We start from the raw sequence: 25,137 nt of genomic DNA, 5'->3' as shown, positions 1-25,137 counted from the left end.
CCTTCCAAACTGACGGTTCTTGTCAGACGGCTGGGGCTGTTGCAGGTCGCGAGGTGGCCCGTCACGATCAGGCAGTGGAGGTCTACTTGTTCCGCGTGCCGGTTCCGGCCGATGCGTGCGAACCTATGGACGTACTGGTTGCTGCGAAGCGCGCGACCCATGCCGCGCGGGCAGCTCGGGAGGCCGGGGTACGCAGGGTTCGCCGGCAAGACGCCCGCCCCGTGCGCGAGGCCAGTGCTCGGGCTGTCGCTCTGGCTGAACCTGGCGTGATCTTCTGGTGCACATGGGGCAAGGAGCCACGTGTCTGGCACTGCGTTCCGCCTGGCACCTCCATCGAATCCTCAGTGGAGAGCGGGTGCCTAAGCGGGTGACGATCGGGACGGACGCCAGCGACGAGCAGAGACGCTAATGGACAGTTCCGGCAGCTCAACGCCGATGAAACGGCAGGCCAGAGCGCTGTGTTTGTTGCCTGGGGGTCAAGGGGTCGTCGGTTCGAATCCGGCCGCCCCGACGCAGGTCAGAGGTCATTCGGGATCTTCCGGGTGGCCTTTTCTGATCTTGTACAGCAGCGAGTACAGCAACGGCTCATTGGTCGAGGCTTTCGCCGAGCTTCCGCAGGGCTTCGCGGGTGGCCTTGGATGAGACCTGGCTGTAGATCTCCATCGTGATTGAGAAGTCCGCGTGTCTGAGGATCGCCATCGCGATCCGGGGATGGATGTCCAGGTCGACCAGCAGTGAACCACAGGTGCGTCGGGCGTCGTGGACGGTGATCTTCGGGACGCCAGCTACGAAGCCCTACCCGACAACTTCGCCAGCATGATCCGCATCGCGATGATCGACAACCTCACCAAACGGGTCACCGACGAAACCACCCCAACCTGGCGAGACATCTGAAGATCACATCACTCGCAAAATTCGTGAATCAGACGTCCTCTGAGCGGCCCGGACGTATTTCTCGGCAGGCACAGGGCCGGGGCGACCACCCGATCGGGTCAACGGTGTAAGATCCGCAGCTAGCGTCGCGGTGTACCCGGCACGAAGACCGCCGTGGGCATGGAGGCGCGGAAACGCAGGGGATTATGTGCACCCACCCTTCTCGCCGAGCGCGCGGCTGACCGCCCTCGGCACCCAACTGATCGAGATCCACGACTGGCTCCGCGAGGAGCTGGTCCGGCTCCGCGCGAGCCTCGACTCCCCCGGCGGCCTGACCCGCGAGCTGCGGGCGCACTGCGTCGGCTTCTGCGCGGCGCTGCACCGGCACCATACCGGCGAGGACGCCGGCGCGTTCCAGGTCCTCGCCGAGCAGGTGCCCGAGCTGCGGCCCGTGCTCGCCACGCTGAGCGAAGACCACCGGGTGGTCGCCTCGATCCTGACCCGGGTCGAGGAACTGGTCTCCGGCCCGGTCGCCGGCCCGGCGGTCCGGGCCGAGCTGGACGGCCTCGCCGCGCTGCTGGAGTCGCACTTCACCTACGAGGAGAGGACGCTGGTCGCCGCGCTGGACGCGGTGTCCGCGGGTACGGCCGAGGAGCTGCTCGGCCTCAATGTCCCCGACGGGAACTCGGCGGTCGAGGAGAGAAATTGACCACGGGGACGATCAACGCGGCGGCGGCCGGGACCTGGCAGCTCGGCGACCGCACGGTCAACCGGATCGGCTTCGGCAACTTCCGTGCAGCTCCACCTCCCGCTGTCACCGAGGAAGTCGTCGAGGCGGCCACGCGGCCACCTGGTCGAACGCCCGGAGGCGGTCGCAGCGTGAGCACCATCGCGGCCCAGACCATCACCACACGGCGGCTGGACCTACTGCCGCTTCTCGTCGAGCACGCCGAAGAGATGGTCACGGTCCTGTCCGATCCAGCGCTGCACACCTTCACCGGCGGCACTCCGGACACCCAGCAAGCCCTACGCTCGCGCTACCAGCGCATGACCGCAGGCTGCCCCGATCCGGCCGTCTCCTGGCTGAACTGGGTGATCCGGCTCCGTGACGAGGACTGCCTGACAGGCACAGTCCAGGCCACGATCAACCCCTCCGGCCACGGCCCCATCGCCGAGATCGCCTGGGTGGTCGGAACTCCGTGGCAGGGAAGAGGCATCGCCACCGAAGCAGCCCACGGGCTCGTCGACTGGCTCAGCCAGCAGCCGATCCCGACCATCATCGCCCACATCCACCCCGGCCATCAGGCATCCGCTGCCGTGGCCGCCGCTGCCGGGCTCTCAGCCAGCGACGAATGGCACGAAGGCGAGATTCGATGGCGCCGGAGCCTCCGGCGATAACTTCACCTCTCCACAGGTCTTGACTATTGCTCGTCCGACCTCGGCGAGTGCCAACACCGATGCTTCGGAGAGTCCGCCTGCCCACCCAGTTCGGCGCGTCCACGGGAAATGCAGGCTGGCCTGGGAGCGCATTCGGTAGATCGAAGCCAAAAGATGAACACCTTCGGCACTCCACACACGTCTGTACTGGCCGACCAGTTCGACTAACAGCCTGCTCCCATCAGCAAGACCTTCGATTCGACAGGAGCTCCAGTTGACACCTGATCCCATGGCCGTTCACCCCTTGCCGGCGCATGAGCGCGTGGTCTTCCTCAAGCCGCTGGTCACCTCGCCCAAGATCGTGGTGGGCGAGTACACCTACTACGACGATCCCGACGGTGCCACCGGCTTCGAGCACCGCAACGTGCTCTACGGCTATGGCCCGGAACGGCTGATCATCGGCAAGTACTGCGCAATCGCCGCAGGCGCCCGGTTCCTGATGGCCGGCGCCGACCATCCGACGATGGGCGTGTCGACGTTCCCGTTCACCATCTTTGGCGGTGAGTGGACCGAGCGGACCCTCGATATCGTCACCGCCATGCCCAGCCGGGGCGACACTGTCGTCGGCAATGACGTCTGGTTCGGCTACCAGGCCACCGTCATGCCGGGCGTACGGATCGGCGACGGGGCCATCATCGCGGCCGGTGCGGTGGTCACCGCCGACGTGCCGCCGTACACGATCGTCGGCGGCAATCCAGCCAAAGCGATCCGGCGCCGCTTCGAGGAGGCGGACATCGACCGGCTGCGTCGCGCCGCCTGGTGGGACTGGCCCGTTGACCTGGTCACCGAGCACACGCACACGATCATGGCCGGCACGCCGGCCGACATCGAACGCATCGCCAAAGAGAACGGACTGGAGCAAACCCCGTGACACCCGGATCCATCCACGAGCACGTCGTGGCCGACACTGCTAGCGGTCCGTACGCGATCACCACCGGCCCCGATGATGCGCTGTGGTTCACCATGGTCCACAGCGGGCGGATCGGCCGGCTGGTCCCCGGCGACGAGCCCACCAGCCACCAACTCGATCCGGCGTCCGGGCCTACGATCATCGTCACCGGGCCTGACGGGGCGCTCTGGTTCACCGAGTACCAGGCGCACCGTATCGGCCGGATCACCACCGACGGCGAGGTCACCGAGTTCCCGCTGCCCACCCCGAGCTGCGGACCGTTCGGCATCGCGGCAGGCCCCGACGGCGCCCTGTGGTTCACCGAGACCACCGCCGACCGCATCGGCCGGATCACCACCGACGGCCAGGTCACCGAGTTCCCGCTCCCGGACACCGGAGCATTCCCGTCCGCGATCACCGCCGGAGCCGACGGCGGGATGTGGTTCACCATGAACCAGGCCAATGCGATCGGGCGGATCGGCATGGACGGCGCGGTCACCGTCCACCCGCTGCCGACCGCGGCCGCCGCGCCGGTGGGCATCGTCGCGGGCCAGGACGGCGCCCTCTGGTTCGTCGAGATCGCCGCCGGTCAGATCGGGCGGATTACCCCCAACGGCACGATCCTGGAGTTTCCGCTGCCCGACCGCGCCGGCCGACCAAACGCCATCACCAGCGCCGGCAATGGCAACCTGTGGTTCACCGAGTGGGGCGGCAACCGCGTCGGTTCGATCGCTCCCGGAGGTGCTGTCGAGCTGCACGACCTGCCGACACCACGCTCCGAGCCGCACGGCATCACCCTCGGTCCCGACGGCGCGCTTTGGGTGGCATTAGAAATCGGTGCTCTCGCCCGGGTCACCGTCGCTCCGGACCTGCTACCCCAGCGCGGGAGAAGACCATGACCGTCAGGTTCAACACCATCACGGCAGAAGACTTTCCAACCCCTGCGACGAATCGGCGTCGACCGATCGTCCCGCGCAGCTGTCGCGTAGCGCGCCATGCGCGGCGGCAAGCTGCTCTCGCAGTTCGGCGATCTGCCGAGTGAGTTCTTGGTTGCGGCGGTGCGCCGTCTCAAGGCGGCGGATCAGGCTGGCTTCGCTGGTGCGTTGGCGGGGACGGCGACGCCAGTGGAGCGGTTGTTGATATCGCGTAGCCGTTCCACTGCCGCTCGGACGTCAGGCTGGCTGTAGAGCCAGGCCCGGCTTACCTTCGCCGCCGCAGCGACCTTGGCGTAGGTGACGGGCTCGCCGGTGGTTTCGAACTGGCGCAGTGCTGTGCGGGCACGGGCGAGGGTTTGCTCGTGTCGCCGGCGCGCTGCCGCGATGAGCCGATCTGACGCATCAACTGGCATCGCGGTGCGCTCCGCCCGCAGCGACTGCCTGCTTGATCTGCGCGATACGCGCGTCGAGTTGCTCGAGTACGAGCCGGTTCTGGTCGGCCAGCTTGGTCTGCCCTCGGGCCTCGAGTTGGGCGATGAGCGTCAGCGTGCGGTGGCGGTGCGCCTCGTGCGCAGGGAGGTCTTCACTGGTGGTGATGAACACCGGGCAGGTCAGGCACTTGTTGGAGTGGTCGCAGGTCTGCTGGCGCGGAAGCCCGCAGTGCCCGTTCGGTAGTGCGGTGCGTGACCGGTTCGCCCACTCCACATCGGCCGGTAGCAGGTGCTGCAGATCGTCGTCGGTGTCGCGGGCGGCGTCCCACTGGCGCTGCAGCACCGCGAGCTGGTGGCGTAACGCGAGGATCTCCGCGTCCTTGTCCCGGTCGCTGCCTGGCAACAGCCGCAGCAGTGCGACGACGTTCGTGAGGCCCAGGTACGCAAGTCGCAGCAGCATGACACGGCATCATCGCGCAGCCATCAACGGAGAGGGGCAAGCAGGACCCGCGTCGGAGAACAAGGCAAGATCCGTTCCCAGGCCCGAACAGTCTCTGACCAGACCGGACGTATCTTTCGGCAGGCACAGGGTCCATAACGCCGCTCAACGATTGATCCCGGAGGTCTTCCGCCCTGCCGTCGATCTGGCCATCGACTTGACGACTATCGCTGTCCGAGTCGAGCCAAGATCGTAATGACTGAGGGTGTGACTGTTTTGGCGCCCGAGCCGCCGCTCGCATCGCGGCCAGCGCGTGCACCGCCGCATCGCGGCGCGCCCGATTCTCGTCGCATTGGCGGCATGCACGCTTTGTTTGATCAATCCCCGTCTCCAGGTGCAGGTCAGCCACTCAACGTTCCGGCACCGGGGGTCCCCGCTGCATCAAGGCACGCCGGCCGCCTGAGGGACGACCCCGCGCGGGGCGGCGGCCAGCAGGCCGCCGTCCCGTCGTGCTCTGCGCGAGCTTCGGACTCCCTGCGCGCAACTTTTGCTGATTCATTTCAAAGTTTCGTAGTGATGCATCTAGCTTCATGTTGCTGCCGGCGATAGCCTCTCGCCCGAGAGCGCATCGCGTCCCCTTGGCTCGTCGAGGTTCGCCCCCGCTTCCCCGGGCCGGAACTGGAAAGGAACCGCATGTCCAGCCACCGCCTGCCAGCAAGAACCCGCAGAGCACACCCGTCCCGCCGAGCGGGCGCAGACGCCCGCCGACGACTGCTGCGCTTCCTGCTCGCCGCCGTCCTACCCGCCGCGTCCCTGTCCGTCGGCTCGCTCGCCGTCGGCACCCCGGCCTGGGCCGCGCCCACCAGCGCACCGGCCATTCTCACCCCGACCGCCCCGACCGGAACCAACGGCTTCTACCGAGGCCCGGTCACCCTGAACCTGTCCGCCACCGACGACGTCAGCGGTGTCCAGCGCCTGGAGTACCGGCTCGGCAACTCGGCACCGTTCCAGACCGCGGCGTCCGCGCCCGCCCCGTACCCCGCCAACCTGACCGGCTCGGTGCAGATCACCCAGCAGGGCACCACCACGGTCGGCTACCGGGCGGTCGGCGGCGACGGCTCCGTGGAGTCCGTCCGCACCATCACCGTCCGGATCGACACCGTCGCCCCGGTGGTCAGCTGGCCGGGCATCGTCGACGGGCACGTCGGCCACACCGCCACGCTGATCCCGACCCGGACTGATCCCGCGCCCGGCTCCGGGGGCGTCTTCATCCACCGCATGTGGCTCGACGGCACCGAGGTCACCCCGCTGCCCGTCACCACCTCCACCCTGGCCACCGGCGGGCACACCATCAGCGTGGTGGCCAGCGACGCGGCCGGCAACGCCGCCCGGTTCGACCAGGCGTTCGTCGTCACCACGTCCTTCACCGACCTCGACAACCTCATCGCCGGCTACGTCACCAGCGGCGCCCTCGACGCCGCCGCCGGCGACAGCCTGCGCGCCACCCTCGCCCAGGCTGCCAGCCTCGCCGAGACCGGCGGCACCAACGCGGCGGCCACCCTGCTCAACCAGTTCGTCGCGGCCGCGCAACGCGCCACCAACTCCGGGCCGACCCGCGACACCCTGGTCAGCGACGCCCGATACCTGAAGCAGCAGGTCACCGGCACGCTGCCGGCGGACCCGCCGACCGGCATGACCGTCACGCCGGCCACCGGACCTAACCCGATCCCCGCCGCGACACCGCTCGCGGCATCCACCAACTTCCCCGACGCCAGCTACCGGGTGCTGTACTTCTCGGCCACCAAGGGCTTCCGCCACGACCACATCGCCGACACCGCCCTGCTCGTGCAGCAACTGGGCAAGCAGTACGGCTTCGACGTCGACATCTGGGATCCGAGCCTGGCCCCCAACTCGCTGCGGAGCACGCCGTTCACCTCCGCCGCCGACCTGGCGAGGTACAAGACCATCATCTTCTCCTCGCCGGTGGACGGAACCAACCCCAACAGCACGCCGGACAAGGACGCCCTGACCGCCAATGAGCTGGCCGCCTTCAAGGAATACATCCAGGCCGGCGGCGGCTACCTCGGGCTGCACGGGGCCTCCGACGCGATCCATAACGTGCCCTGGTACCGCGACCTGGTAGGAGCGTGGTTCACCAACCACCCCGGCGGCCAGAACGGCGAAGGCACCTGCGGCAGCTGCATCAACGTCCGGGTCAACACCGAGGACCCGGCCAACCCGGCCGTGGCGCACCTGCCGAAGGCCTGGCTCACCATCGACGAGCTGTACAACTTCGACCACAACCCGCGCGCCGAGGTGCACACGCTGCTCAGCCTCGACGAGTCGTCCTACCAGCGGAGCCTCAACAGTGGCAACGCCGCCATCAACCCGCTGCGGCTGATGAACGGCGACCACCCGATCGCCTGGTGCCAGGAGTACGACGGCGGACGCGAATTCTCCCTCATCCTCGGCCACGACCGCGCGCAGTACTACCGTGACCCGTTCACCCGGATCCTGCTGGCCGGCATCCACTGGACCGCCGACCAGACCGAGGCGAACTGCTCGACCTACCGACAGACCCGGACGCTGATCACCACCGGCGCCGCCAACGGCGCCCTGGACCCCGAGTCGGCCGACGCCGCCTCCGCGCTGCTCGACGACGCCCAGGCCGCCTACCTCGCACGGGACTACAACACCGCCACCACCTCGCTTAACCGGATCATCGCGATCGCCGGTAAACCCGCCGCCGGCAGCAAGGCGGCGCGTACCGAACTCGACCGCCAAGCCCGCCAGCTACGCGACTGGATGCTGACGTTGAAACACTCCTGACCGCCCCCGGTTGCCGCCGGCCCACAGCCGGCCGGCGGCAACCGCTGGTCTCCGTCTCCCGCGTACGGGGAGGGCAGCCAGTCCCGGGCGGGAGGCGCCCGGCGACGGGCCGCACCAGGCTGAGCCCTACGCCGCGGTGACCCGAGCGGGTCATCTGGCCGGGCACGCCCGGCGGCATACCCGCAGCGGGATGCGGCCCGATGAACGTGGGCCACGGAGTTCTCACAGCCGTCTCACGGACGGTCCGGGAAGTCTCGATAGAGCCCGGCCTGCCTCGAACCGCCACCTGGCCGTTGGCCTGCACCTTCGGCACGAGCCGGTACCGTCCGGCAGACGCCGGTAGGCCCGCTAGTTCACTGGGGGTCAAGGGGTCGTCGGTTCAAATCCGGCCGTCCCGACAAAGTCAAAGCCCTGACCAGTAGGAATGATGGTCAGGGCTTTGACTTTCTTCTATGGAGTTTTGAACCTCCCCCCGAAAACCCCTCATTTACCGGGTGCGGCAACCAGGTTTGTCATCGGTGTGCGTCGTTGTGCGCTGCTGGTGGGTGCTATCCGTTCGGGTTGGCGCCGAGGCGTTCAAGGACGTCGGAAACGTCCGGGGCTTGGACGGGCTTGGCGATGTAGTAGGTGTCGGTGACCTCCTCGCTGGAGTGTCCAAGCGGCGGAGGGGAAGACGAGCGGTCGGCGGCGGGCGGCCGTGGCGGTCGCGGTGGGTGGTGAACGCGGTGACGCATCGGGCTGGCAGGGCAAGGGTGCGACGCGACTTCTTGGTCTTGGTGTCCCCGTCGGCGCGGACCGAGCGCCAGACCTGGATGGACGGTGCCATGGGCGGGTCGTTGTCCGGCTTGCCGGTGAGGTCGACGTGAGCCCAGATGAGAGCGCGCAGTTCTTCGGTGCGCGCGCCGGTCAGCAGAGAGACCACGATGTAGGCGTGCAGGGAGCTGTCTTCGGCAGCGACCAGGAGCGCCTTGGCCTGGTTGAAGGCCAGCGACTTGGACGGTCGCCCGGTGCGACCGGTTGGAACGGTGCAGAGAGCTACGACGTTGCGTTTGACCTTGTCTCGCGCCATCGCCCGGTTGACCGCGCGGTTGTAGTAGGTGTTGGTGACCTCCTCGCTGGAGTGTCCAAGAGGACTGTCCGACATCGCCGCCGGCATCGGCCGAGTGATGGTCGCGGGCTCGCGCTCGAGGACTGCGGTGACGCGGTCGCCGCAGGCGTGAGCCGCGCAGGCGCAAGGCGTGCGCCGCGAAGCGGATCCGGTAAGCGCCAGGCGCCGCACGTTGTGAAGGAATCTGGCGGCGTCCGGCAGCAGGGCCGTGCCCGGACCAAGGTTTGGACGGAAGGCCGGGGTCGTTGCCCTCGGCGGTTCACTGCCTGGGGCGGCCCGTGCCGAAGTCCATCGGACCCCGGTCCTCCGCGCGGTGAAGAGTATCGGCGCCCACTGACACCCGGTGCCGGTTATGGCGGATCACGCCGTTCTGCGTCACCGTCGACTTCGACTCGCTTGAGGACGACTCCGTGACGGTATGCGACCGCGACTCGATGGGGTAGGAGCGTACGCTCGCCACCGTGGAGGCGTACCTCGCCGAGCGGCTGCGCGATGCCTGAGGCGACGACTGTGGAGGGCGGCGGGTCGCGGACGCTGTTCGTCAGCGACCTTGACTTCACGCTGCTGCGCCGCGACGCCACGCTGAGTCCGCGCACGATCGACACGATCAACCGGCTCGTCGCCGAGGGAATGCTGTTCACCTACGCCACCGCGCGGTCGTTCAGCTCGTCGCGGGCGGTGACGCGAGAGCTCCGGCTCACGCTGCCGGTGATCACCTACGGCGGCACAGTCACGGCCGATCCCGACAGTGGCGAGCCGCTCCGCGTCGACTTCATGGAGGCGGCGGTCGTGAGCACGATCCTGTCGGCGGCCCGCGAAGTCGGCGTCGAGCCGGTGGTCTTCGCGATGGAGGCCGGCCGCGACCGGATCAGGTGGCATCCGGGCCGCCCGTCGGCCGGCGTGCAGTCGTTCGTCACGCGCCGGGAGGGCGACCCGCGGCTGCTGCCGCTCGACGGGTGGGACGAGCTCGACCCCGCGTCGGTGTTCTACGCCACCCTGATCGCGGAGCGGGAACGGCTGGCGGAGCTGCGTGTCGCGCTGGCCGAGGTGCTCGCGGGCGCCGCGCACTTCCTCTCCGTCGACGGCTACACCCGGGAGCACTGGCTCGAGATCCACGCCGCGGGCGGGACGAAGGCGCTCGCCGCGCGGCGGCTGGCGGACGAGCTCCGCACGGGGCGAATGATCGCCTTCGGCGACAACGTGAACGACGTGCCGCTGTTCGGCGTGGCCGACGAATCGTGCGCGGTGGCGAACGCTGTGCCGGAGCTGCGGGCCCTCGCCACGCGCACCATCCCTTCGAACGACGAGGACGGCGTCGCGCGCTGGCTCGAAGAATGCGTCCGCGGCTGAACCGCAACGGGTGCTGACGAAACCCTTGCGCTCGGCCGGAGGTCCGGCCCATACTCCTCGCCAAAGCGGTTTGCCAAAGCGCTTTGCAAGATCTGCAGCGCGCACCCGAGCCAGCCGCCAGGTACGGCGCCGTGCCCGCAGCAGCATCGCGCCCCGACGACGAGGAGGCCGCACGGATGGTCTCGATCTCCGATGTCGCCCGGCACGCGGGCGTGAGCCCGACGACCGTCTCGCACACCCTCAGCGGCAAGCGCAAGGTGAGCGAGACGGTGCGCGAGAAGGTGCGCAGGGCGATGGCCGAGCTCGACTACGTCCCGACCCGCGCCGCGCAGAGCCTCGCGCTCGGAAAGACGGGCGTCCTCGCCGTCGTCGTCCCCGACATCGCGATCGAGTACTTCGCTGAGCTGGCGAAGGGGATCGAGTCCGTCGCAATGGAACGCGGATACAACATGCTCCTCGCGACGACCGGATTCGACTCCGGGAGGGAGAGCCGCTACCTGGAGATGATCGCCTCCCGCGCGGTCGACGGGATCATCTACGCCTCGGGCGCCGTGCTGGGCGCGAAAGCCCGTGCGGCCCTCAACGGGCGTCTCCCCGTGATCCTCGTCGACGAGGAGATCGAGGGGATCGTCGACCTGCCGACAATCGTCTCCGACAACGAGGCGGGCGGCCGAATCGTCGCCGAGCATCTGCTATCCCTCGGCCACCGCAGCGTGCTCGAGATCCAAGGGGCGCCTGTACATGCACCGGTGACGAGCGTCCTGCGCAGCACGGGGTTCGCCAGCGCGTGGGAGCCGGCCGGCGGCCGGGTGTTCACGACGTCCGGCGACTACTCCGTCGAGAGCGGGCCCCCCGCGGTCGACGGATTCGCTGATGCCTTCGCCGCCGGCGAGATCACGGCGGTGTTCGCCCACAACGACCTCATGGCGCTCGGCGCGATCGAAGGCCTACGCGCGAAGGGGTTCGACGTGCCGAGGGACGTCTCGGTGGTCGGGTTCGACGACATGTCGATCAGCCGGCATAGTTGTCCGCCGCTCACGACCGTCCGCCAGGACACGCAGGAACTCGGCACCCTGGCCGCCCGCACCCTGCTGCACGCACTCGAGACGGGCGAGCAACTCGTGCCCGGCCGCATCGCCATCCCGGTCGAGCTCATCGTCCGCGCCTCGACCGGGGAGGTCCGCCGATGACCCGCCACTCCGTGTTCCTCGGCGACGTCGCCCAGGACGAGTACTACGTCACGCCGCACTTCCCGCAGGCGAACGACAAGGTCATCGTGCAGGCGCTGGAACCCGAGTTCGGGGGAAGCATCGCGAACGCCGCGTCGATCTACGCCCACTACGGCATGCCGACGTCGTTCATCGGCCAGCTCAACTCCGGCGCCCTCACGCAGAAGCTCCTCGCGCAGCTGCGCGAGCACGGACTCGACACCCGGTTCGTGATCTTCGACGAGACTGTTCCCGACTCGCACTGCATCGTCCTCATCTCGGGCGAGCAGCACATCGTGATCATCCCGACGCTTGGCATCACGCGCACCGAGATCACTCCCGAGACGTTCGAGCACCTCGCCGAGGCCGAGTTCATCGTGACGACCCTCACCGACGCCAAGCCGCTCCGGATGGGGGAGCTCGGCGCGCACGAGGTGCTCGAGGCGCTCCGCGCCCGCGGAGCGAAGATCGTCGTCGACCTCGACGTCTACAACGAGGAGAACCACGGCACGGGACTCATCGAGCACTGCGACATCGTCTTCATGAACGCCATGGGCGAGGCCCGCTTCGCCGCCACCGGCGGCTCAATCCCTGAGCTCCTCGTCGGAGGTGCGGCGGCCGTCGTCGTCACGAAGGACAGCGAGGGCTGCGAGCTGCACACCCGCGACGGCGTGGTCGCGGTGCCGGGCCTTCCCGTCGACGTCGTCGACGTCACGGGTGCCGGCGACACGTTCACGAGCTCCTTCCTCTACGCACTCTCGATCGGCCGCGACCCCGTCGCCGCAGCCGAGTTCGCCAACGCCGCCGCCGCCCTCGCCGTCGGGAAGATCGGCGCGCGCGCCGGCATGACCACGCGCGAGGACGTCGACGGCTTCCTCCGATCGCTCGCACCGACCACGTCGACGACGATGTGACTCCGTCGAGGCTGAGTTCGGCGCACAAAAACAAGAAAGGACGCCGACGATGGCTTCCAGTCGATTCGCAACATTCATGCGCGGTTACGGCCGCCTGACGATCTTCATGATCCCGATCGGTATCGCGATCAACTTCGTCGGCGGGCAGATCGCACTGCTCCTCAAGCTGCCGGTCTATCTCGACAGCATCGGGACGATCCTCGTGGGAGCGACCTGCGGCGGCCTTCCGGGCGCGCTCGTGGGCCTCATCTCGAACGGGATCAACTCGATCACCTCGCCGCCGACGTTCGCGTTCGCGATCCTCAACGTCGCGTTCGGTCTGCTGGCGGGCTATTTCGGCCGGGTCGGCGTGTTCCGCACCTGGTGGAAGACGCTGCTGTCCGTGCTCCCGTTCGCCTTCATCGGCGGCTTCTGCGGCGCCCTCATCACGATCTGGGTGTTTGACGGGCTCGCCGTCGGCGGCGGCGCGATCGTCGTCGGCGCGCTCACGGCGATGGGCATGGACCTGAACACGGCAAACTTCGCCGCCCAGTTGCCGATGGACGTCCTCGACAAGGTGCCGACAGTGCTGATCGTGTACGCGATCATCAAGGGCATCCCGAAGCGGCTGCTCGTCAAGCTGCCGCTCGGCCGGGTGTACCTCGGCCAGCCGAATCCGCGCGCGAAGAAGCCGGTCGCCACGACCGCCACTCAGTCATGACGAACAACGCGGTGGCCGCCGTCGCTGACCGCTACCGGCAGCCGATGACACTGGGGAACGCCGTCCTCGACATCCACCCCGTCGCGATGGTCGCCGGCATCACGGCGCTGATCGTGGTGGGTCTGGCGAGCGCGGGGTGGATCGTGCCGCTGGCGGTCAGCGTGCTCTTCGTCGGAATCGCGTACCTCGCGGGGCGCGGTCCGTCCTACCTCGTCACGATCCTGAAACTCTGGATCGCGGTCGGGCTCATCCTGTTCGCCCTGCGCGCCCTGCTCGTGAAGGGCGAGACGGTCCTCGTCCCGCTCGGGCCGATCGCCATCACGCGCGAGGGCATCGAAAACGGTCTGCGCTTCACCACCGCGGTGATGGTGATCTGCGGCGGCGTGACGCTATTCTTCGCCATCGTATCGATGCGCCGGCTGATGCTGGCCCTCGAGCGGATCGGCGTGAGCCCGCGCGTCAGCTACGTCATCCTGGCGTCATTCCAGGCGATCACCGACCTCGGCGCCACCGCCCGAGTCGTGCTCGACGCGCAGAAGGCACGGGGGATCGAGGCCGAGGGGAACGTGTTCGTGCGAGCACGCGCGTTCTTCCCGGTGCTCGCCCCGGTGTTCCTGACGGCGATGACGGCGACCGAGGAGCGGGCGATCGCGCTCGACGCTCGCGCGTTCAACAACCCGGGCAGGCACACCAGCCTCCTCAACCTCAAGCCCTTGACCGCCGTCGACACCGTGCTCGTCGTGCTCTCGCTCGTCGTGGCCGCGGCCGCCGTCACCGGAGGGATCCTCGGATGGTTCTAGCCTCACTGACTGGAGTGGGCTTCACCTACGCCTACGCGGAGCAACCCGCGCTCGTCGGCATCGACCTGCAGCTCGAGGAGGGCCGGCTGCACGGCGTGGTCGGGCTCAACTCGAGCGGCAAGACGACGCTGTGCAGCCTGATCCGCGGCGTCATCCCGCACTTCCACCACGGCGACCTCACCGGCGAGGTGGTCATCCTCGGCAGGCCGCTGCTCGACTGGGACCCGGCCGAGCTGTCGCGGACTATCGGCTGCGTCTTCGATAACCCGTTCACGCAGATCAGCGGCATCCGCGAGACCGTGTTCGAGGAGATCGCGATCGGGCTCGAGAACCTCGGCGTGCCCCGCGACGAGATGATCGAGCGCGTCGAAGGCGTGGTCGAGCAGCTCGGCATCGAGGCGATCGTGGAGAAGAACCCAAACGAGCTCTCCGGCGGACAGCGGCAGAAGGTCGCGTTCGCGTCGATCATCGCCATGGACGCACCGGTCGTCGTGATCGACGAGCCGACGTCCCAGCTCGACCCCGAGGCATCCGAGGCCGTGTTCGAGATCATCGAGGGACTCAAGCACAGGGGCAAGTCCATCGTGCTCGCGGAGCACAAGATCGACCTGCTCGCGCAGTACGCCGACACCATCACCGTGATGAACGAGGGCACCGTCGTAATGCACGGGCCCACGAGGGATGTCGTCGGATCGGACGAGTTCGGCACGTACGGCGTCGTCCCCCCAGAGGTGACCGAGCTCGGCCGCAGGCTCGCCGCCGCAGGGAAACCGCTCGACCGGCTGCCGATTAAGCGGGCCGAAGCGTTCGACGAAATCTCCGTACGGATCGGAAGGAGCACGCATGCCCATTGAACTGAACGGGGTGGGCTTCACCTACCCCGACGGCTCGCGCGCGATCGGCGGCGTCGACCTCCGCGTCGCCGACGGGGAGCGGCTGGCGATCGTCGGGCAGAACGGGGCGGGCAAGACAACCACCGTCAAGCTCATGAACCGTCTGCTCTTGCCGACCGAGGGCGAGGTGCTCGTCGACGGGGCATCGACCGCGAAGCGCACCACCGCGCAGGTGGCCCGCGACGTCGGGTACGTGTTCCAGAACCCGGACGACCAGCTGTTCGCCGCCGACGTCCGCTCCGAGATCGAGTACCTACCCAAGTACCTCAAGTGGCCCGACGAGAAGCGCGAGGAGCGCTGCGCCCGCGCGATCGAGCTGACCGGCATCGGCGACCACCTCGACACCAACCCGAAGGACCTGCCGAGCGCGATCCGCAAGTTCGTCGCGATCGCCGCCATCCTCGTGTCGGAGTGCCGGTACGTGATCCTCGACGAGCCCACGGCGGGCCTCGACTCCCGGGGGCTCGCACTCCTGCACGGCATGCTCGACCGGCTCGGCGACGAGGGCGTCGCCGTCATCACGATCACGCACGACATGCGCTTCGTGATCGACGCGTTCGAGCGCGTCGTCGCGATGGCCGACGGTGCGGTTATCGCGGACGGCGACCGCAGGGACGTCTTCCTCGACGACGACATCCTCCGGCGCTCCCGCATCCGCCGGCCGGATGCCGCGCAGCTGGCACGCGACCTCAATCTGAGCCGCCGCGCCCTCACCGTCGACGACGTCGTCGAGCTCGTCCCCTGACCCGAACCCGAACCCGAACCCGAATCCGGAGAAAACTCCATGAGCAGGCCCTTCCGCACCGTCTTCCCCACGGGCACTCCCATTTTCGCGATGCTCCATCTGAAGGGCGAGGACGCGGTCGACCGCCTCCGCCGCGCCAAGCAGGAGATCGACGACCTATGGGGAAACGGCGTCGACGCGATCATCGTTGAGAACTACTTCGGCGAGGTCGAGGACGTCATCGCGGTGCTCGACCACCTGGTGGCGGAGCGCCCCGAGGTCGTCATCGGGCTGAACGTCCTCAACGACGACGCGCGGGCCTTCGAGCTCGCGGGCAGGTACCCGATCGCCTTCCTGCAGCTCGACTCGGTCGCCGGCCACCTCTCGCCGGAGGAAGACGCCGGGTTCGCCGAGCGGCTCGCCGAGATGCGCGCCGGGGTAGAGGCATCCGTCTTCGGCGGCGTCCGCTTCAAGTACCAGCCGTACCGCTCCGGCCGGACCCTCGAGGAGGACCTCGCGCTCGCCGTCGGGCGGTGCGACGCGATCGTGGTCACCGGCGACGGGACGGGACTCATCACGCCGCTCGACAAGATCGCGGAGTTCCGGCGCATCGTCGGCCCCGGCTTCCCCTTGATCGTCGGCGCGGGCGTCACGCCCGACAACGCCGCGGAGCAGCTCGCCCAGGCCGACGGCGTCGTCGTAGGCAGTGCCCTGAAGGACACGCTTGCCGACACCGGCGATGTCGCCCCCGAGAACGTCGCCCGCTTCGTCGCCGCAGCCCGCGCGGCGCACTGACCCTCGCCCCTCGCCGAACGAACGGAGATTCCGTGGCACGAGTACTGCTGGCCGGAGAGTCGTGGTCCACGACCTCGATCCACACGAAGGGGTTCGACTCGTTCTTCACGTCGACCTACGAGGAGGGCGGCGGCGCCTTCATCGCGGCCCTCGAGCGCGGCGGCCACGAGGTCGACTTCATGCCCAACCACGTCGCGTCGGCGCAGTTCCCGGCGACGACCGCCGAGTTCGACCGGTACGACGTGATCGTGCTGAGCGACATCGGTGCGAACACGATCCTGCTGCCCACGGACGTGTTCACCCGCGGCCAAGCGGTACCCGACCGCCTGGCCGCACTCGCCCACTGGGTGCACGGCGGCGGCGCGCTGCTGATGGTGGGCGGGTACCTGAGCTTCCAGGGCATCGAGGCCAAGGCGAACTATCGCGGCACCGCACTCGCCGCCATCCTCCCAGTCCACATGGAGGTCGGCGACGACCGCGAGGAGACGCCGCACGGCGTGCGCCCCCGCGTCGTCCAGCGGCACGCCGCCGTCGCGCACGTCCCGCAAGAGCTGCCCGCCATCCTCGGCTACCAGCGACTCCGGATGCGTCCCGCCGCCGAGACGCTCATCGCCGTCGACGGACGCCCACTCCTGGTCGTCGGCCGCCACGGTGAAGGGCGGGTCGCCGCGTTCGCGAGCGACATGGGGCCGCACTGGCTGCCGCCGGAGTTCCTCGCATGGGAGGGCTTCGACGCCCTCTGGCAGGACATGGTCGGCTGGCTCGCGGGCGAGGAAGAAGGAGAGAAGGAATGACAGACCACGAGATCACCGACGAGCCGCCTGCCGGCCTCGTCGCCGCGCAGCGCATCGCCATCAAGGTTGCCGAGGCCGGCACCGAGGCCGCCGTCGCAGGGCAGACCGAGCGAGAGTTGCACCGCATCATCGACCAGATGGTGCTGGACGCCGGCGCGGTCGGCACGTGGACGCCAACGACGGTCGGCTTCGGGATCGGGACGCTCAGCTGCTTCCCCACCGACGTGCCCACCGACCGCGCACTGTGGAACCTCGATCTCGGCATGATCGACGTCCACCCCGTCACCGTCGACGGATGGTGGGGCGACTGCACGCGCTCTTTCCAGCGGGGAGACAACCACGCCCAGCGCGAGGCGCTCGCCACAATCGAGCGCATCCACGCGACGGTCCTCGCGGCCGCGGAGCCGGGGATGCGGGCGTGCGACTGGTTCGGCGTCTTCAGCGACGAGCTCGCGAAGACCCCGTACGTGCTGCTCGATCGCCTGAGCAACATCGGCCACTCGCTCACCGCGAACTCGTCGTACGACGACGGGTACATCGACGCCTCCAACGAGACCGTGATGCGCGGGGCGTGGGCGGTGGAGCCCTTCATCGGCAACCACCTCTACGGGGTCAAGCGCGAGGACGTCGTGTGGTTCGGCCCGACGAAGGCGACGGTGATCCGATGAGCGCCCGCCCCATCGTCATCGACACCGACCCGGGCATCGACGACGCGCTGGCGATCATGCTGGCCGCCGCGAGTCCTGAGGTCGACCTGCGCGGGCTCGTCGCAGTGGCGGGCAACGTCGGACTCCCGTACACGTCGGGCAACGCGGCCGCCCTCGCCGACCTGCTGCGGCTCGACATCCCGGTCGGCAAGGGCGCGTCGGGGCCGCTGTGGCGGCGCGACATCGACTTCACGCCGGACGTGCACGGCGAGGACGGCTTCGCCGGCCACAGCCTGCCCGTCTCGACGCGGAGCTTCGAACCCGGGGTCCCCCTACTCGCGCGTCTCATCGAGGAGAGCGCCGACCCCATCACGATCGTCCCAATCGGGCCGCTCACGAACATCGCGATGCTCGTCAACGAGTACCCCGAGACGGCGCGCAAGGTGGAGCGGTTCGTCATCATGGGCGGGGGAGCGTTCGACGTGCTCGGCAACGTCACGCCCGTCGCGGAGTTCAACATCTGGTTCGACCCGGACGCCGCGGCACGTGTCTTCGCGTTCGGCGTCCCGATCACGATGGTGGGGCTGAACGCGACGCACCAGGCCACGGTGGCGCGGAAGCACCTGCCGCGGCTGTTCGCCTCGGGTGGCCCGGTCGCCGAGATCGTCGGGCACCTGCTCGCCGGCTACCACAACGTCGGCGTCGACATGGAGGCCGCGATGCCGCAGCACGACTCGCTCGCGGTCGCCGGGGTGATCGACCCCGACGTGTTCACGACGGTGCCGGCGTTCGTCGACGTCGAGAACGTCGGACGCCTCACGTCCGGGATGACGCTCGTCGACCGCGCCTGCGAGAGCGGCGAGCCGAACTGCGACGTCGCGGTGAAGGTCGACGTCGAGCGGTTCCGCGACCTGCTGGATTCGCGGCTGTCGGCGCTCGACGCGTCGCTGCGCCAGGATTGACCGGACCGGCGGTCGGAGGGATAGGCATGGCAGAGGTCGTGGTCGTGGGGAGCACCAACGCGGATCTGGTCGTCGAGGTGCCGCGGCGCCCCGGCGGCGGCGAGACGCTACTCGGCTCCAACCTCGCCCTGCACCCGGGCGGCAAGGGTGCGAACCAGGCGGCGGCGTCGGCTCGGGCCGGCGCCGCCACGCGGCTCGTCGGATGCCTCGGCGACGACGACCACGGCGCGTTCCTCCGCCGGGGACTGCAGGACGCCGGCGTCGACGTCGAGCACGTCCACACCGTCGAGCGGCCGACGGGCACGGCGATCATCCTCGTCACACCGGACGGCGAAAACTCGATCGTCGTCTCGCCCGGTGCGAACAGCGCGGTTGACGTCGAACTCGTGGAGCGGCCCGACGCGGGCTGGACCGAGGCGCGCGTGGTGGTGCTGAGCATGGAGATCCCCGTCGCGACGGTCGACCACGTCGCGACGGCGGCGGCGGCGCGCGGCATCCGCGTCGTGCTCAACGCCGCCCCGGCACGGGAGCTGCCGGCCGGCACGCTGCGCGCGTGCGACCCGCTCATCGTCAACGAGCACGAGGCGCGGATCGTGCTCGGCCGCGATGCCTCGGGGTTCGAGGAGCTCGCCCGCGGACTGCTCGACGCCGGTGCGCGGTCCGTCGTCATCACGCTCGGCGTGGACGGAGCGCTCGTCGCCGATCCGGACGGGCTCCATCGTGAGGCGGGTCGTGTCGTGGAGGTCGTCGACACTACCGGGGCCGGAGACGCGTTCGTCGGCGCCGTGGCGTGCGAGCTGTCGCACGGAGCCCCGCTGCGGGACGCGGTGCGGTTTGCCGTCGCGATGTCGGCGATCACGGTCGGCGCGCGCGGCGCGCAGTCGTCCTACCCCGACCGGCCGGTCGTCGAGAGCCTGCTCGCGGGGAGCTGAGCCGGCTCACGTCGAAAGAGCGGGATCGCACTCCGGTCCCTTCCCGGCGGCCGCGGCCTGCTTCTCGCACGCCGGTTCAGGCGCTCTTCGCGGCGGCCTTCATCGCGCGCTGGCCGAACGGGGCAGGGCCGATGTCACCCGACTCACCCGTGATGCGGCGCGAGTCGCCTGGCGCTACGCTCCTCGGCCGGAGCTGCGGACCACCGTGGCGGAGCACGCTGAGCTTGGTCGCATTGGCGGCTCGAGCGGCGGTGGCGCTCGGAGAGGAGACCAGTCAGCTGCTCGCCGGCTGGCTGGCGAGCAGCCGCCCCAGCAAGTGAGGTCCCTTCACGACCGAGAGTCACAGCGATCTCCAAGTGTCGCCTCGTGCGCCTGGTGGTTCAGGTGTTGAGGCCGGCCCAATGTGTGACGGCGACGATCGACGACAGCAGGACGCCGGCCATCATCGGGATCGATGCCTTCGGTTCTATCCTTGCGCGGTGCCGTACGCCGACCTCAGCTTGGAGCCGTGGAGCGACCTGTCTGACGGCGCTGCCCGCCGGATGGCTCAGGATATCGCCGACCGACACGACCTGACTGTGGTGGGCCTGAAGAACACGGCGTACATGGGGCGGTCGCACCGGATGGCGCTGTTCGACCGTGACGGGATGCAATTCGCTCTTGTACCCGGCGGCCGGCCGACTCTCGGCTACGACGCCGCCCGATTCCAGCCCGTCCCGAACCAGGTCGCCAGCTACGCCGACAGCGCCGGCGAGTACGGTCTTCCAACGCTGGCTGAGTACGTCGACGCGATGACCTCGCCGGTACGCAGCGCCGAGATGCCGGCGATGCTGATCGCGGTGGAAGCCTTCGATCCCTGCGAGATTCCGCTGGCGCCCCGGCGAGCGGGTGGTGGCGTACGCGACGTTCGTGGCCCCGGCCATGCTGGCCTCGTCGGCGATGAGCGGCGCACTGTCCGAGACCACCTTCAACCTCTTCGCAAGTCGGTCGTCTAATCGATGGGGGTGCGTCCCCGTGGTGGGGGAGCGGGTGCGGTGATGCTTGGATTCGTCCTGGCGGTGGCCCCCGTTTACCCCCCGAAAACCCTGGCTCGACGCTGACGAACAGTGACAGGAAGCGGTCATCGCCCGGTAGTGTCTGTGCTGCTCAATGCCTACTTTTGACAATCGATGACAAGCTCGGGGTGGCTACGGTTGGTGACAAGGGGTCGTCGGTTCAAATCCGGCCGTCCCGACAAAGAAAAAGCCCTGACCAGCAGGAATGCCGGTCGCAACAGCATGAGCCGGCATCATCGCGTAGTCATCGGTGACGATGGGTGCGGGCGACGCCCCCGGATCAGATCAAGGTCGGGCCTGGACGCCAAGAGGGCCAGCGACCTGCACGGATGCCGTTCTCGGCAGGTACAGCGCTCGTGAAGCAGGCGGTGAGCTGAGGCCCGGACGTGCAGCGGGTCCTTGAATCAGCTGTCGGCCGCCCAGAACCGGACCCGGAATCGTTCCACGTCCATGATGGGGATGGGGTGGTCCGGCTGGGCTTCGATCCGGCGGAGTTCGGCACGCCCGGTAACGCTCACGTGGGCGTGGTAAGGGCCGGGCGGGCCGAGGGCCAGAGTGGGGCTCGCCGGAAACTCCAACATGCCGGAGACGTGCACGGTGCCGTCGCTCAGGGTCAGGGTGACCCGCTGCTGAGCGTCCGCGTCCTGGTCGTTGTCGGGCGGGGCGGCGGCCCATGCCTCAAGCACGACGCGGGCGCGGTGGTAGGCACCCGAGGCGCTCAACAGGTACAGGATGTCGTCGCCTGCATAGCAGAGCGCCCTGGCGGAGAACGCACTGTTTAGGAACTCGGCGGCCACACCCGCGACGATGATGATGCGGTTCGCGGGTGCCAGCAGCGCCTCGACGCTGGCCAGCGGTCCAGTCATCGCCCCTCGCAGTGCTTGCGGGGCCGGGCGTTCGCCCGGCCCCGCAAGGATAGCTGTCTCGTCAGAAGTGGATCTGGACCGAGCCGGACGTCATGGCCGTCAGGCTGGACTTGTCAAGGTCGTAGCTGCTCGGATAGTTGTCGTAGATGATCTGGTCGTTGGGGATGGTGTTGTCGCCGAGCCGCCAGACGACGAGGCGAAGGCCGTCGGGGTTGTCTTTACCGTAGAAGAGGAACCCGAACCCGGCCTGACCGCCGACAGTGCCGACGCCCTTGGCCGCCAACTTGCCCGTGGGTGTGACGACGAGCCATTCGAGTCTGGTGGAGAGCAGCCTCATTTCACCGCCTTCGAGGTCGGCGGCGATGCGGCCGTTGCCGGGCACCGGGCCGTTCTCGCCCGGCAGATACTTGACGGTCGCCTGGGCGTGTAGTTTGCCGATGTGTTCGGGGTTCGCCGGGAAGGCCCCGGCGGGTGAGGAGATGACGCCGCCCTCGGTGATGAACCCGCCCTTCGGGTCGTACACGATGACCATGACCTCGGCGGTGCCCGTGCCACCGTCGTCGTCGGTCACCGCCACCTCGATGGTGTACATGCCGGCGCTGGTGAAGGTGTGCGTCTGGTTGCAGACGTGGTCGGTGGGGGTGGACTGGGTGGTGGTGGAGTCGTCCCACGACACCTTGCAGGTGTGGGTGTCGTTGGCGGCGTCGGTGAACGGCGCGCTGAGCTGCACCGGGGTCCCCACGCGGAACACCTGCCAGGGGGTGGGGCTGGTGATGCTCACCTGCGGCGGGACGTTGTAGACGTTGACCTCGGTAGAAGCCGAGACGGGTGGATGCATCCCGTCGTTGACGGTCAGGGTGGCAATGTAGGTGCCGTCGTCGGTGCAGGTGATCTTCGCCCGCAGGTTGTGCGGGTTGTCGAAGGAGCAGGTGGCGCCCGGGTCGTTCTCGTCCGACCCTTGGACGGTCCAGGTGATGTCGGTCTCCGAGGCCACGGTCTGCAGGGTCGCGTAAAGCTGGATGGGTTGTCCCTCTGATCCGTAGACCCTGGGGGAGACATTGACGAGCGGGCCGTTGGCCGCGCCGGCGTCGGCGCGGGGCAGGATCTGCACCCAGAACCAGTCGTTGTCCCGGTAGAGGATCCGGTCATCCCGGTAGAACGGGGGCAGTTGCGCGCCGGCCCTCACGTTGTCATCGGCGAGCACGGCACGTACTGAGAAGTCCACCGGCATTCCCCGAAGACGCCGAGCAGCCGCGCCTTGGAGGGTGCTCGCGAAGGGGTATTCGTCGCAATGTTCGTCGAAGAGTGGCCGATCCTCGGGTGGGATCCCCGTCTCCAGGTAGGGCCATGTTCCCTGGCATGCCCGGTTCTTCTCGCCCTCGTTCTCTGTCCACTCCGGGCCTTCGTACGGCACTCGTTGCAGATAGTTGGTCTCGGTGCGGGCGTCATAGTTGCCGGGTATCCGCTTGTCTCCGTCGAGTCGGAGCGGTCGGGTGTTGTTCGGGTCGGCGAAGGCGTCCCGGATGTGCTCGGCGACCTCCTTCACGGGGCTGTTGGAGCCGTCGGCGTTGAGCACGGGGTAGATCAGGTGCGGTACGACGTCGTGGAAGATGCACGCCGCCGTCCGGCTGCCGAAGTAGTCGGCGGAGTCGCACCGGACGAAGTAGTCGAGCGGCGTCCCGTCGTCGTCGCGGACGTAGTCCGAGGGAGTGTTCCTGAGCTGGTACTCGATGGCGAACGGGTGAAAGCGCATCTTGTCGGGCTGGTCGGTGTTGGCGTCCGACGAGAGCACGAACGACGACCATGTGCCGGTCAGCGAGTTGCTCAGCCACTCGGCGAGGGTTCGCCGGTGGTCACCGCTGACGCTGCAGCCAGGCGTGTCGTGGTAGCAGTCGATGCCAAAGGACACGTTGTCCGCGGCCGTCAAGCTGCCGAAGAACAACACGCTCATTGGCCGCAGGAACAGGTTGATGTTGCGGGTGCCGTCGTCACGCCCGTAGCCAACGACGACAAAGGTCATGTTCATGACCCCGAAACGCTCGCGGTTCGGGTCGACTTCCACCGCGGTGAGCACGTAGGTCGCGCACCACTGCATGCGGTTCTTGATGTAGCCGTACCGGTCGTTTGCCGCCGCTGGGCTGGTCTCGCACTCCTGCGCGAAATCGGTGTCCGGCGCGGCGGGGGGAGTCATCACTTCCCGCAGGATTCCGACGTCGGTGTCATCCCCGCCCGCGGCAGCCGTTCCACGCGCCCGGTTCCGCTCCTCGATGGATGCTTGCGCGACGTCGTAGCCGATGTCCTGCCCGGACGCGAGGGCACGGCTGCGGGCCAGATCCCGCAGTTGCGCCGGCGAGGCGTCGGGGGGCGTCGGCGGAATCTCCGACGTCGACCTCAACCCGGCACCCTTGCCCGATCCGAGCTGTCTGGCGGTGATGGTGAGGTTGGTCGACGCCGCCTTCGGCTCTAGCTCTGTCGCCTGAGCGGCACGCGGCGGTACGAGCACCGCCGAGGCGACGGTCGCCGCGACGGCGGCCGCCCACCATCGTTGAGTCTTTGTCATCTGCTCTCCCGTCTGCCGAAGTGGCGAACCACATCGGCCAGTCATGGCGGGCCTCGCCTAGACTTGGGGAGTCACAAAAGGACGGCCGCGCGTAGCCCGCGCGGTCGACCGCGATCCCCGTTGGCGTGCTCGACCCAGAGGAGCACGCGTAGCATCGATGATTGGCGATGAGATACCGAACAGGGATTGATCTGTCGTAGATCCGACACCACACCTTGTTGCGCCCCCCACGTCGAAGGCATTGGCGGCCACTGCCGTCCCGACCCGGGGCGTTCCACGACGTGCTCGTTCGTTGGGTTGCGCGGCCGCGGCCGTCGCTAATCTATGCTCACTGAGTGCCCCTGCCGGCTCCGATCACCCGTGGCTCCTACGCGTCGGTCATGCTTGTGCTCGCCAGCGTGACACTTGTTTCGTGCGGCTCGCCATCGTCGACACCGAGCGCCGAGTCCACCGCTGCAGCCGACTCGAAGTGGCAGGATGCCTCAGGCTCATCACAACCGGCCCATGCGTCCAGTAGGGCCATTAGCTGCAGCTGGGCTGGCCCCGCCGGGGGCCAGCACGACTCCACCTATTGCCAGCGGGTGGTTGACGACGAGCTACGCCGCAGCGAGCTCACTCCGGACCAGCGCGCTGATGCAGAGGCCGCCGTCGAAGCCGTCGTCAAAGCGATCGACCACCTGACCTTCGACTGCGCCCAACCGGTCACGGAGGAGTGCCTGGCGGAGCAAGCCCGGCGGCGAATCATGCCGGCGACGGACAGACCGGCGCGGACCGTCGAACAAGTCCGGCAGGCGCTCACCGTTGCGGGCTTCGCCGACGTCACCGTACGAACGGCCGGGCAGGCGGATCCGGCACCACGAGACACCATCGTCTACGCCGTACCGATCGGTACCGGTTGCGTGGTGGGGCATCTCGCCGCCAGCGGCCAAGGCGCCGGACAACAGGGAGTCCTCGGCACCCTACCCGACGGCCGGTGCCTCGCCTGACAGGTCGACC

The 25,137-nt window shown here is 68.5% G+C and carries 23 protein-coding genes and 4 pseudogenes; 21 read left to right on the top strand and 6 right to left on the bottom strand.

Annotated elements, in window-relative coordinates:
- Window positions 1-585 precede the first annotated feature (585 nt).
- Window positions 586-786 (bottom strand): annotated as a pseudogene (locus ACNAVT_RS29520) (site-specific integrase); the annotation flags it as partial.
- Here ACNAVT_RS29520 and ACNAVT_RS29515 point away from each other — a divergent pair.
- The 5 genes from ACNAVT_RS29515 (at window position 760) to ACNAVT_RS29495 (ending at window position 4,098) form a co-directional block, all read left to right on the top strand.
- Window positions 760-894, top strand: coding sequence for a hypothetical protein (locus tag ACNAVT_RS29515; protein WP_416300994.1), 135 nt, complete (start codon window positions 760-762; stop codon window positions 892-894). The pseudogene ACNAVT_RS29520 and the gene ACNAVT_RS29515 overlap by 27 nt on opposite strands.
- A 187-nt stretch (window positions 895-1,081) precedes the next feature.
- Entirely contained in the window at window positions 1,082-1,582 is a 501-nt protein-coding gene (locus ACNAVT_RS29510; protein WP_416300990.1) for a hemerythrin domain-containing protein, read from the top strand.
- Window positions 1,579-2,271, top strand: a complete 693-nt coding sequence (locus ACNAVT_RS29505; protein WP_416300989.1) for a GNAT family N-acetyltransferase — start codon at window positions 1,579-1,581, stop codon at window positions 2,269-2,271. Before ACNAVT_RS29510 ends, ACNAVT_RS29505 begins: the two co-directional genes overlap by 4 nt.
- Before the next feature lie 268 nt (window positions 2,272-2,539).
- Window positions 2,540-3,181 (top strand): CatB-related O-acetyltransferase, encoded by a 642-nt coding sequence (locus tag ACNAVT_RS29500; RefSeq protein ID WP_416300988.1) that lies wholly within the window; start codon window positions 2,540-2,542, stop codon window positions 3,179-3,181.
- Between the two features lie 26 nt (window positions 3,182-3,207).
- Entirely contained in the window at window positions 3,208-4,098 is an 891-nt protein-coding gene (locus ACNAVT_RS29495; RefSeq protein ID WP_416300987.1) for a virginiamycin B lyase, read from the top strand.
- Between the two features lie 182 nt (window positions 4,099-4,280).
- On the opposite strand, the gene ACNAVT_RS29490 is transcribed toward ACNAVT_RS29495, so the two are convergent.
- A complete protein-coding gene (locus ACNAVT_RS29490) occupies window positions 4,281-4,547 on the bottom strand; it encodes a DUF6262 family protein (RefSeq protein ID WP_416300986.1) in 267 nt (88 codons plus the stop codon).
- Entirely contained in the window at window positions 4,537-5,025 is a 489-nt protein-coding gene (locus ACNAVT_RS29485; protein ID WP_416300985.1) for a hypothetical protein, read from the bottom strand. Before ACNAVT_RS29485 ends, ACNAVT_RS29490 begins: the two co-directional genes overlap by 11 nt.
- 672 nt (window positions 5,026-5,697) lie before the next feature.
- Between ACNAVT_RS29485 and ACNAVT_RS29480 the strand changes: the two genes are divergently transcribed.
- A complete protein-coding gene (locus ACNAVT_RS29480; RefSeq protein ID WP_416300984.1) occupies window positions 5,698-7,833 on the top strand; it encodes a ThuA domain-containing protein in 2,136 nt (711 codons plus the stop codon).
- Between the two features lie 603 nt (window positions 7,834-8,436).
- Here the strand turns inward: ACNAVT_RS29480 and ACNAVT_RS29475 are convergent.
- Window positions 8,437-8,923: pseudogene (locus tag ACNAVT_RS29475) on the bottom strand (site-specific integrase); the annotation flags it as partial.
- A gap of 380 nt (window positions 8,924-9,303) precedes the next feature.
- Between ACNAVT_RS29475 and ACNAVT_RS29470 the strand changes: the two are divergent.
- The 14 genes and pseudogenes from ACNAVT_RS29470 to ACNAVT_RS29405 all read left to right on the top strand — a co-directional run.
- Window positions 9,304-9,384, top strand: a pseudogene (locus tag ACNAVT_RS29470) (His/Gly/Thr/Pro-type tRNA ligase C-terminal domain-containing protein); the annotation flags it as partial.
- Between the two features lie 49 nt (window positions 9,385-9,433).
- Entirely contained in the window at window positions 9,434-10,291 is an 858-nt protein-coding gene (locus tag ACNAVT_RS29465) for an HAD family hydrolase (protein WP_416300983.1), read from the top strand.
- Between the two features lie 176 nt (window positions 10,292-10,467).
- Entirely contained in the window at window positions 10,468-11,481 is a 1,014-nt protein-coding gene (locus tag ACNAVT_RS29460) for a LacI family DNA-binding transcriptional regulator (protein ID WP_416300982.1), read from the top strand.
- The gene (locus ACNAVT_RS29455; RefSeq protein ID WP_416300981.1) at window positions 11,478-12,413 is read left to right on the top strand and encodes a carbohydrate kinase family protein; all 936 of its coding nucleotides are present in this window, start codon (window positions 11,478-11,480) and stop codon (window positions 12,411-12,413) included. The genes ACNAVT_RS29460 and ACNAVT_RS29455 overlap by 4 nt, the downstream gene beginning before the upstream one ends.
- 49 nt (window positions 12,414-12,462) lie before the next feature.
- Complete coding sequence (locus ACNAVT_RS29450) at window positions 12,463-13,113, top strand: ECF transporter S component (RefSeq protein WP_416300980.1); 651 nt, start codon at window positions 12,463-12,465, stop codon at window positions 13,111-13,113.
- Window positions 13,110-13,913, top strand: coding sequence for an energy-coupling factor transporter transmembrane component T (locus ACNAVT_RS29445; RefSeq protein ID WP_416300979.1), 804 nt, complete (start codon window positions 13,110-13,112; stop codon window positions 13,911-13,913). The genes ACNAVT_RS29450 and ACNAVT_RS29445 overlap by 4 nt, the downstream gene beginning before the upstream one ends.
- Window positions 13,914-13,927: 14 nt before the next feature.
- Window positions 13,928-14,767 (top strand): energy-coupling factor ABC transporter ATP-binding protein, encoded by an 840-nt coding sequence (locus ACNAVT_RS29440; protein WP_416300977.1) that lies wholly within the window; start codon window positions 13,928-13,930, stop codon window positions 14,765-14,767.
- Complete coding sequence (locus tag ACNAVT_RS29435) at window positions 14,757-15,551, top strand: energy-coupling factor ABC transporter ATP-binding protein (RefSeq protein WP_416300976.1); 795 nt, start codon at window positions 14,757-14,759, stop codon at window positions 15,549-15,551. Before ACNAVT_RS29440 ends, ACNAVT_RS29435 begins: the two co-directional genes overlap by 11 nt.
- 90 nt (window positions 15,552-15,641) lie before the next feature.
- The gene (locus tag ACNAVT_RS29430; RefSeq protein ID WP_416300974.1) at window positions 15,642-16,325 is read left to right on the top strand and encodes a BtpA/SgcQ family protein; all 684 of its coding nucleotides are present in this window, start codon (window positions 15,642-15,644) and stop codon (window positions 16,323-16,325) included.
- A 32-nt stretch (window positions 16,326-16,357) separates the two neighbouring features.
- Window positions 16,358-17,119: a glutamine amidotransferase gene (locus ACNAVT_RS29425; RefSeq protein ID WP_416300972.1), complete on the top strand. Its 762-nt coding sequence runs from the start codon at window positions 16,358-16,360 to the stop codon at window positions 17,117-17,119.
- The gene (locus ACNAVT_RS29420; protein WP_416300970.1) at window positions 17,116-17,787 is read left to right on the top strand and encodes a M24 family metallopeptidase; all 672 of its coding nucleotides are present in this window, start codon (window positions 17,116-17,118) and stop codon (window positions 17,785-17,787) included. The genes ACNAVT_RS29425 and ACNAVT_RS29420 overlap by 4 nt, the downstream gene beginning before the upstream one ends.
- A complete protein-coding gene (locus tag ACNAVT_RS29415) occupies window positions 17,784-18,728 on the top strand; it encodes a nucleoside hydrolase (protein ID WP_416300968.1) in 945 nt (314 codons plus the stop codon). The genes ACNAVT_RS29420 and ACNAVT_RS29415 overlap by 4 nt, the downstream gene beginning before the upstream one ends.
- Before the next feature lie 26 nt (window positions 18,729-18,754).
- Window positions 18,755-19,660 carry a ribokinase gene (locus ACNAVT_RS29410; RefSeq protein ID WP_416300966.1) on the top strand — a complete coding sequence of 302 codons (906 nt, stop codon included), beginning with the start codon at window positions 18,755-18,757 and terminating at the stop codon, window positions 19,658-19,660.
- Between the two features lie 876 nt (window positions 19,661-20,536).
- Window positions 20,537-20,638: pseudogene (locus tag ACNAVT_RS29405) on the top strand (ABC transporter); the annotation flags it as partial.
- Between the two features lie 481 nt (window positions 20,639-21,119).
- On the opposite strand, the gene ACNAVT_RS29400 reads toward ACNAVT_RS29405, so the two are convergent.
- Together ACNAVT_RS29400 and ACNAVT_RS29395 are read right to left on the bottom strand one after the other, a co-directional pair.
- Window positions 21,120-21,581 carry a hypothetical protein gene (locus ACNAVT_RS29400; RefSeq protein WP_416300964.1) on the bottom strand — a complete coding sequence of 154 codons (462 nt, stop codon included), beginning with the start codon at window positions 21,579-21,581 and terminating at the stop codon, window positions 21,120-21,122.
- Window positions 21,582-21,642: 61 nt separating this feature from the next.
- Entirely contained in the window at window positions 21,643-24,141 is a 2,499-nt protein-coding gene (locus ACNAVT_RS29395; protein ID WP_416300963.1) for a PKD domain-containing protein, read from the bottom strand.
- Window positions 24,142-24,476: 335 nt separating this feature from the next.
- Here ACNAVT_RS29395 and ACNAVT_RS29390 point away from each other — a divergent pair, with 335 nt between their 5' ends.
- Window positions 24,477-25,127 (top strand): hypothetical protein, encoded by a 651-nt coding sequence (locus ACNAVT_RS29390; protein WP_416300961.1) that lies wholly within the window; start codon window positions 24,477-24,479, stop codon window positions 25,125-25,127.
- Window positions 25,128-25,137: the final 10 nt, after the last annotated feature.

This window comes from Micromonospora sp. SL4-19 (genome assembly GCF_047921475.1).
In the GTDB taxonomy this organism is placed as follows: domain Bacteria; phylum Actinomycetota; class Actinomycetes; order Mycobacteriales; family Micromonosporaceae; genus Micromonospora.
This window is presented reverse-complemented; position numbering and strand designations above follow the sequence as displayed.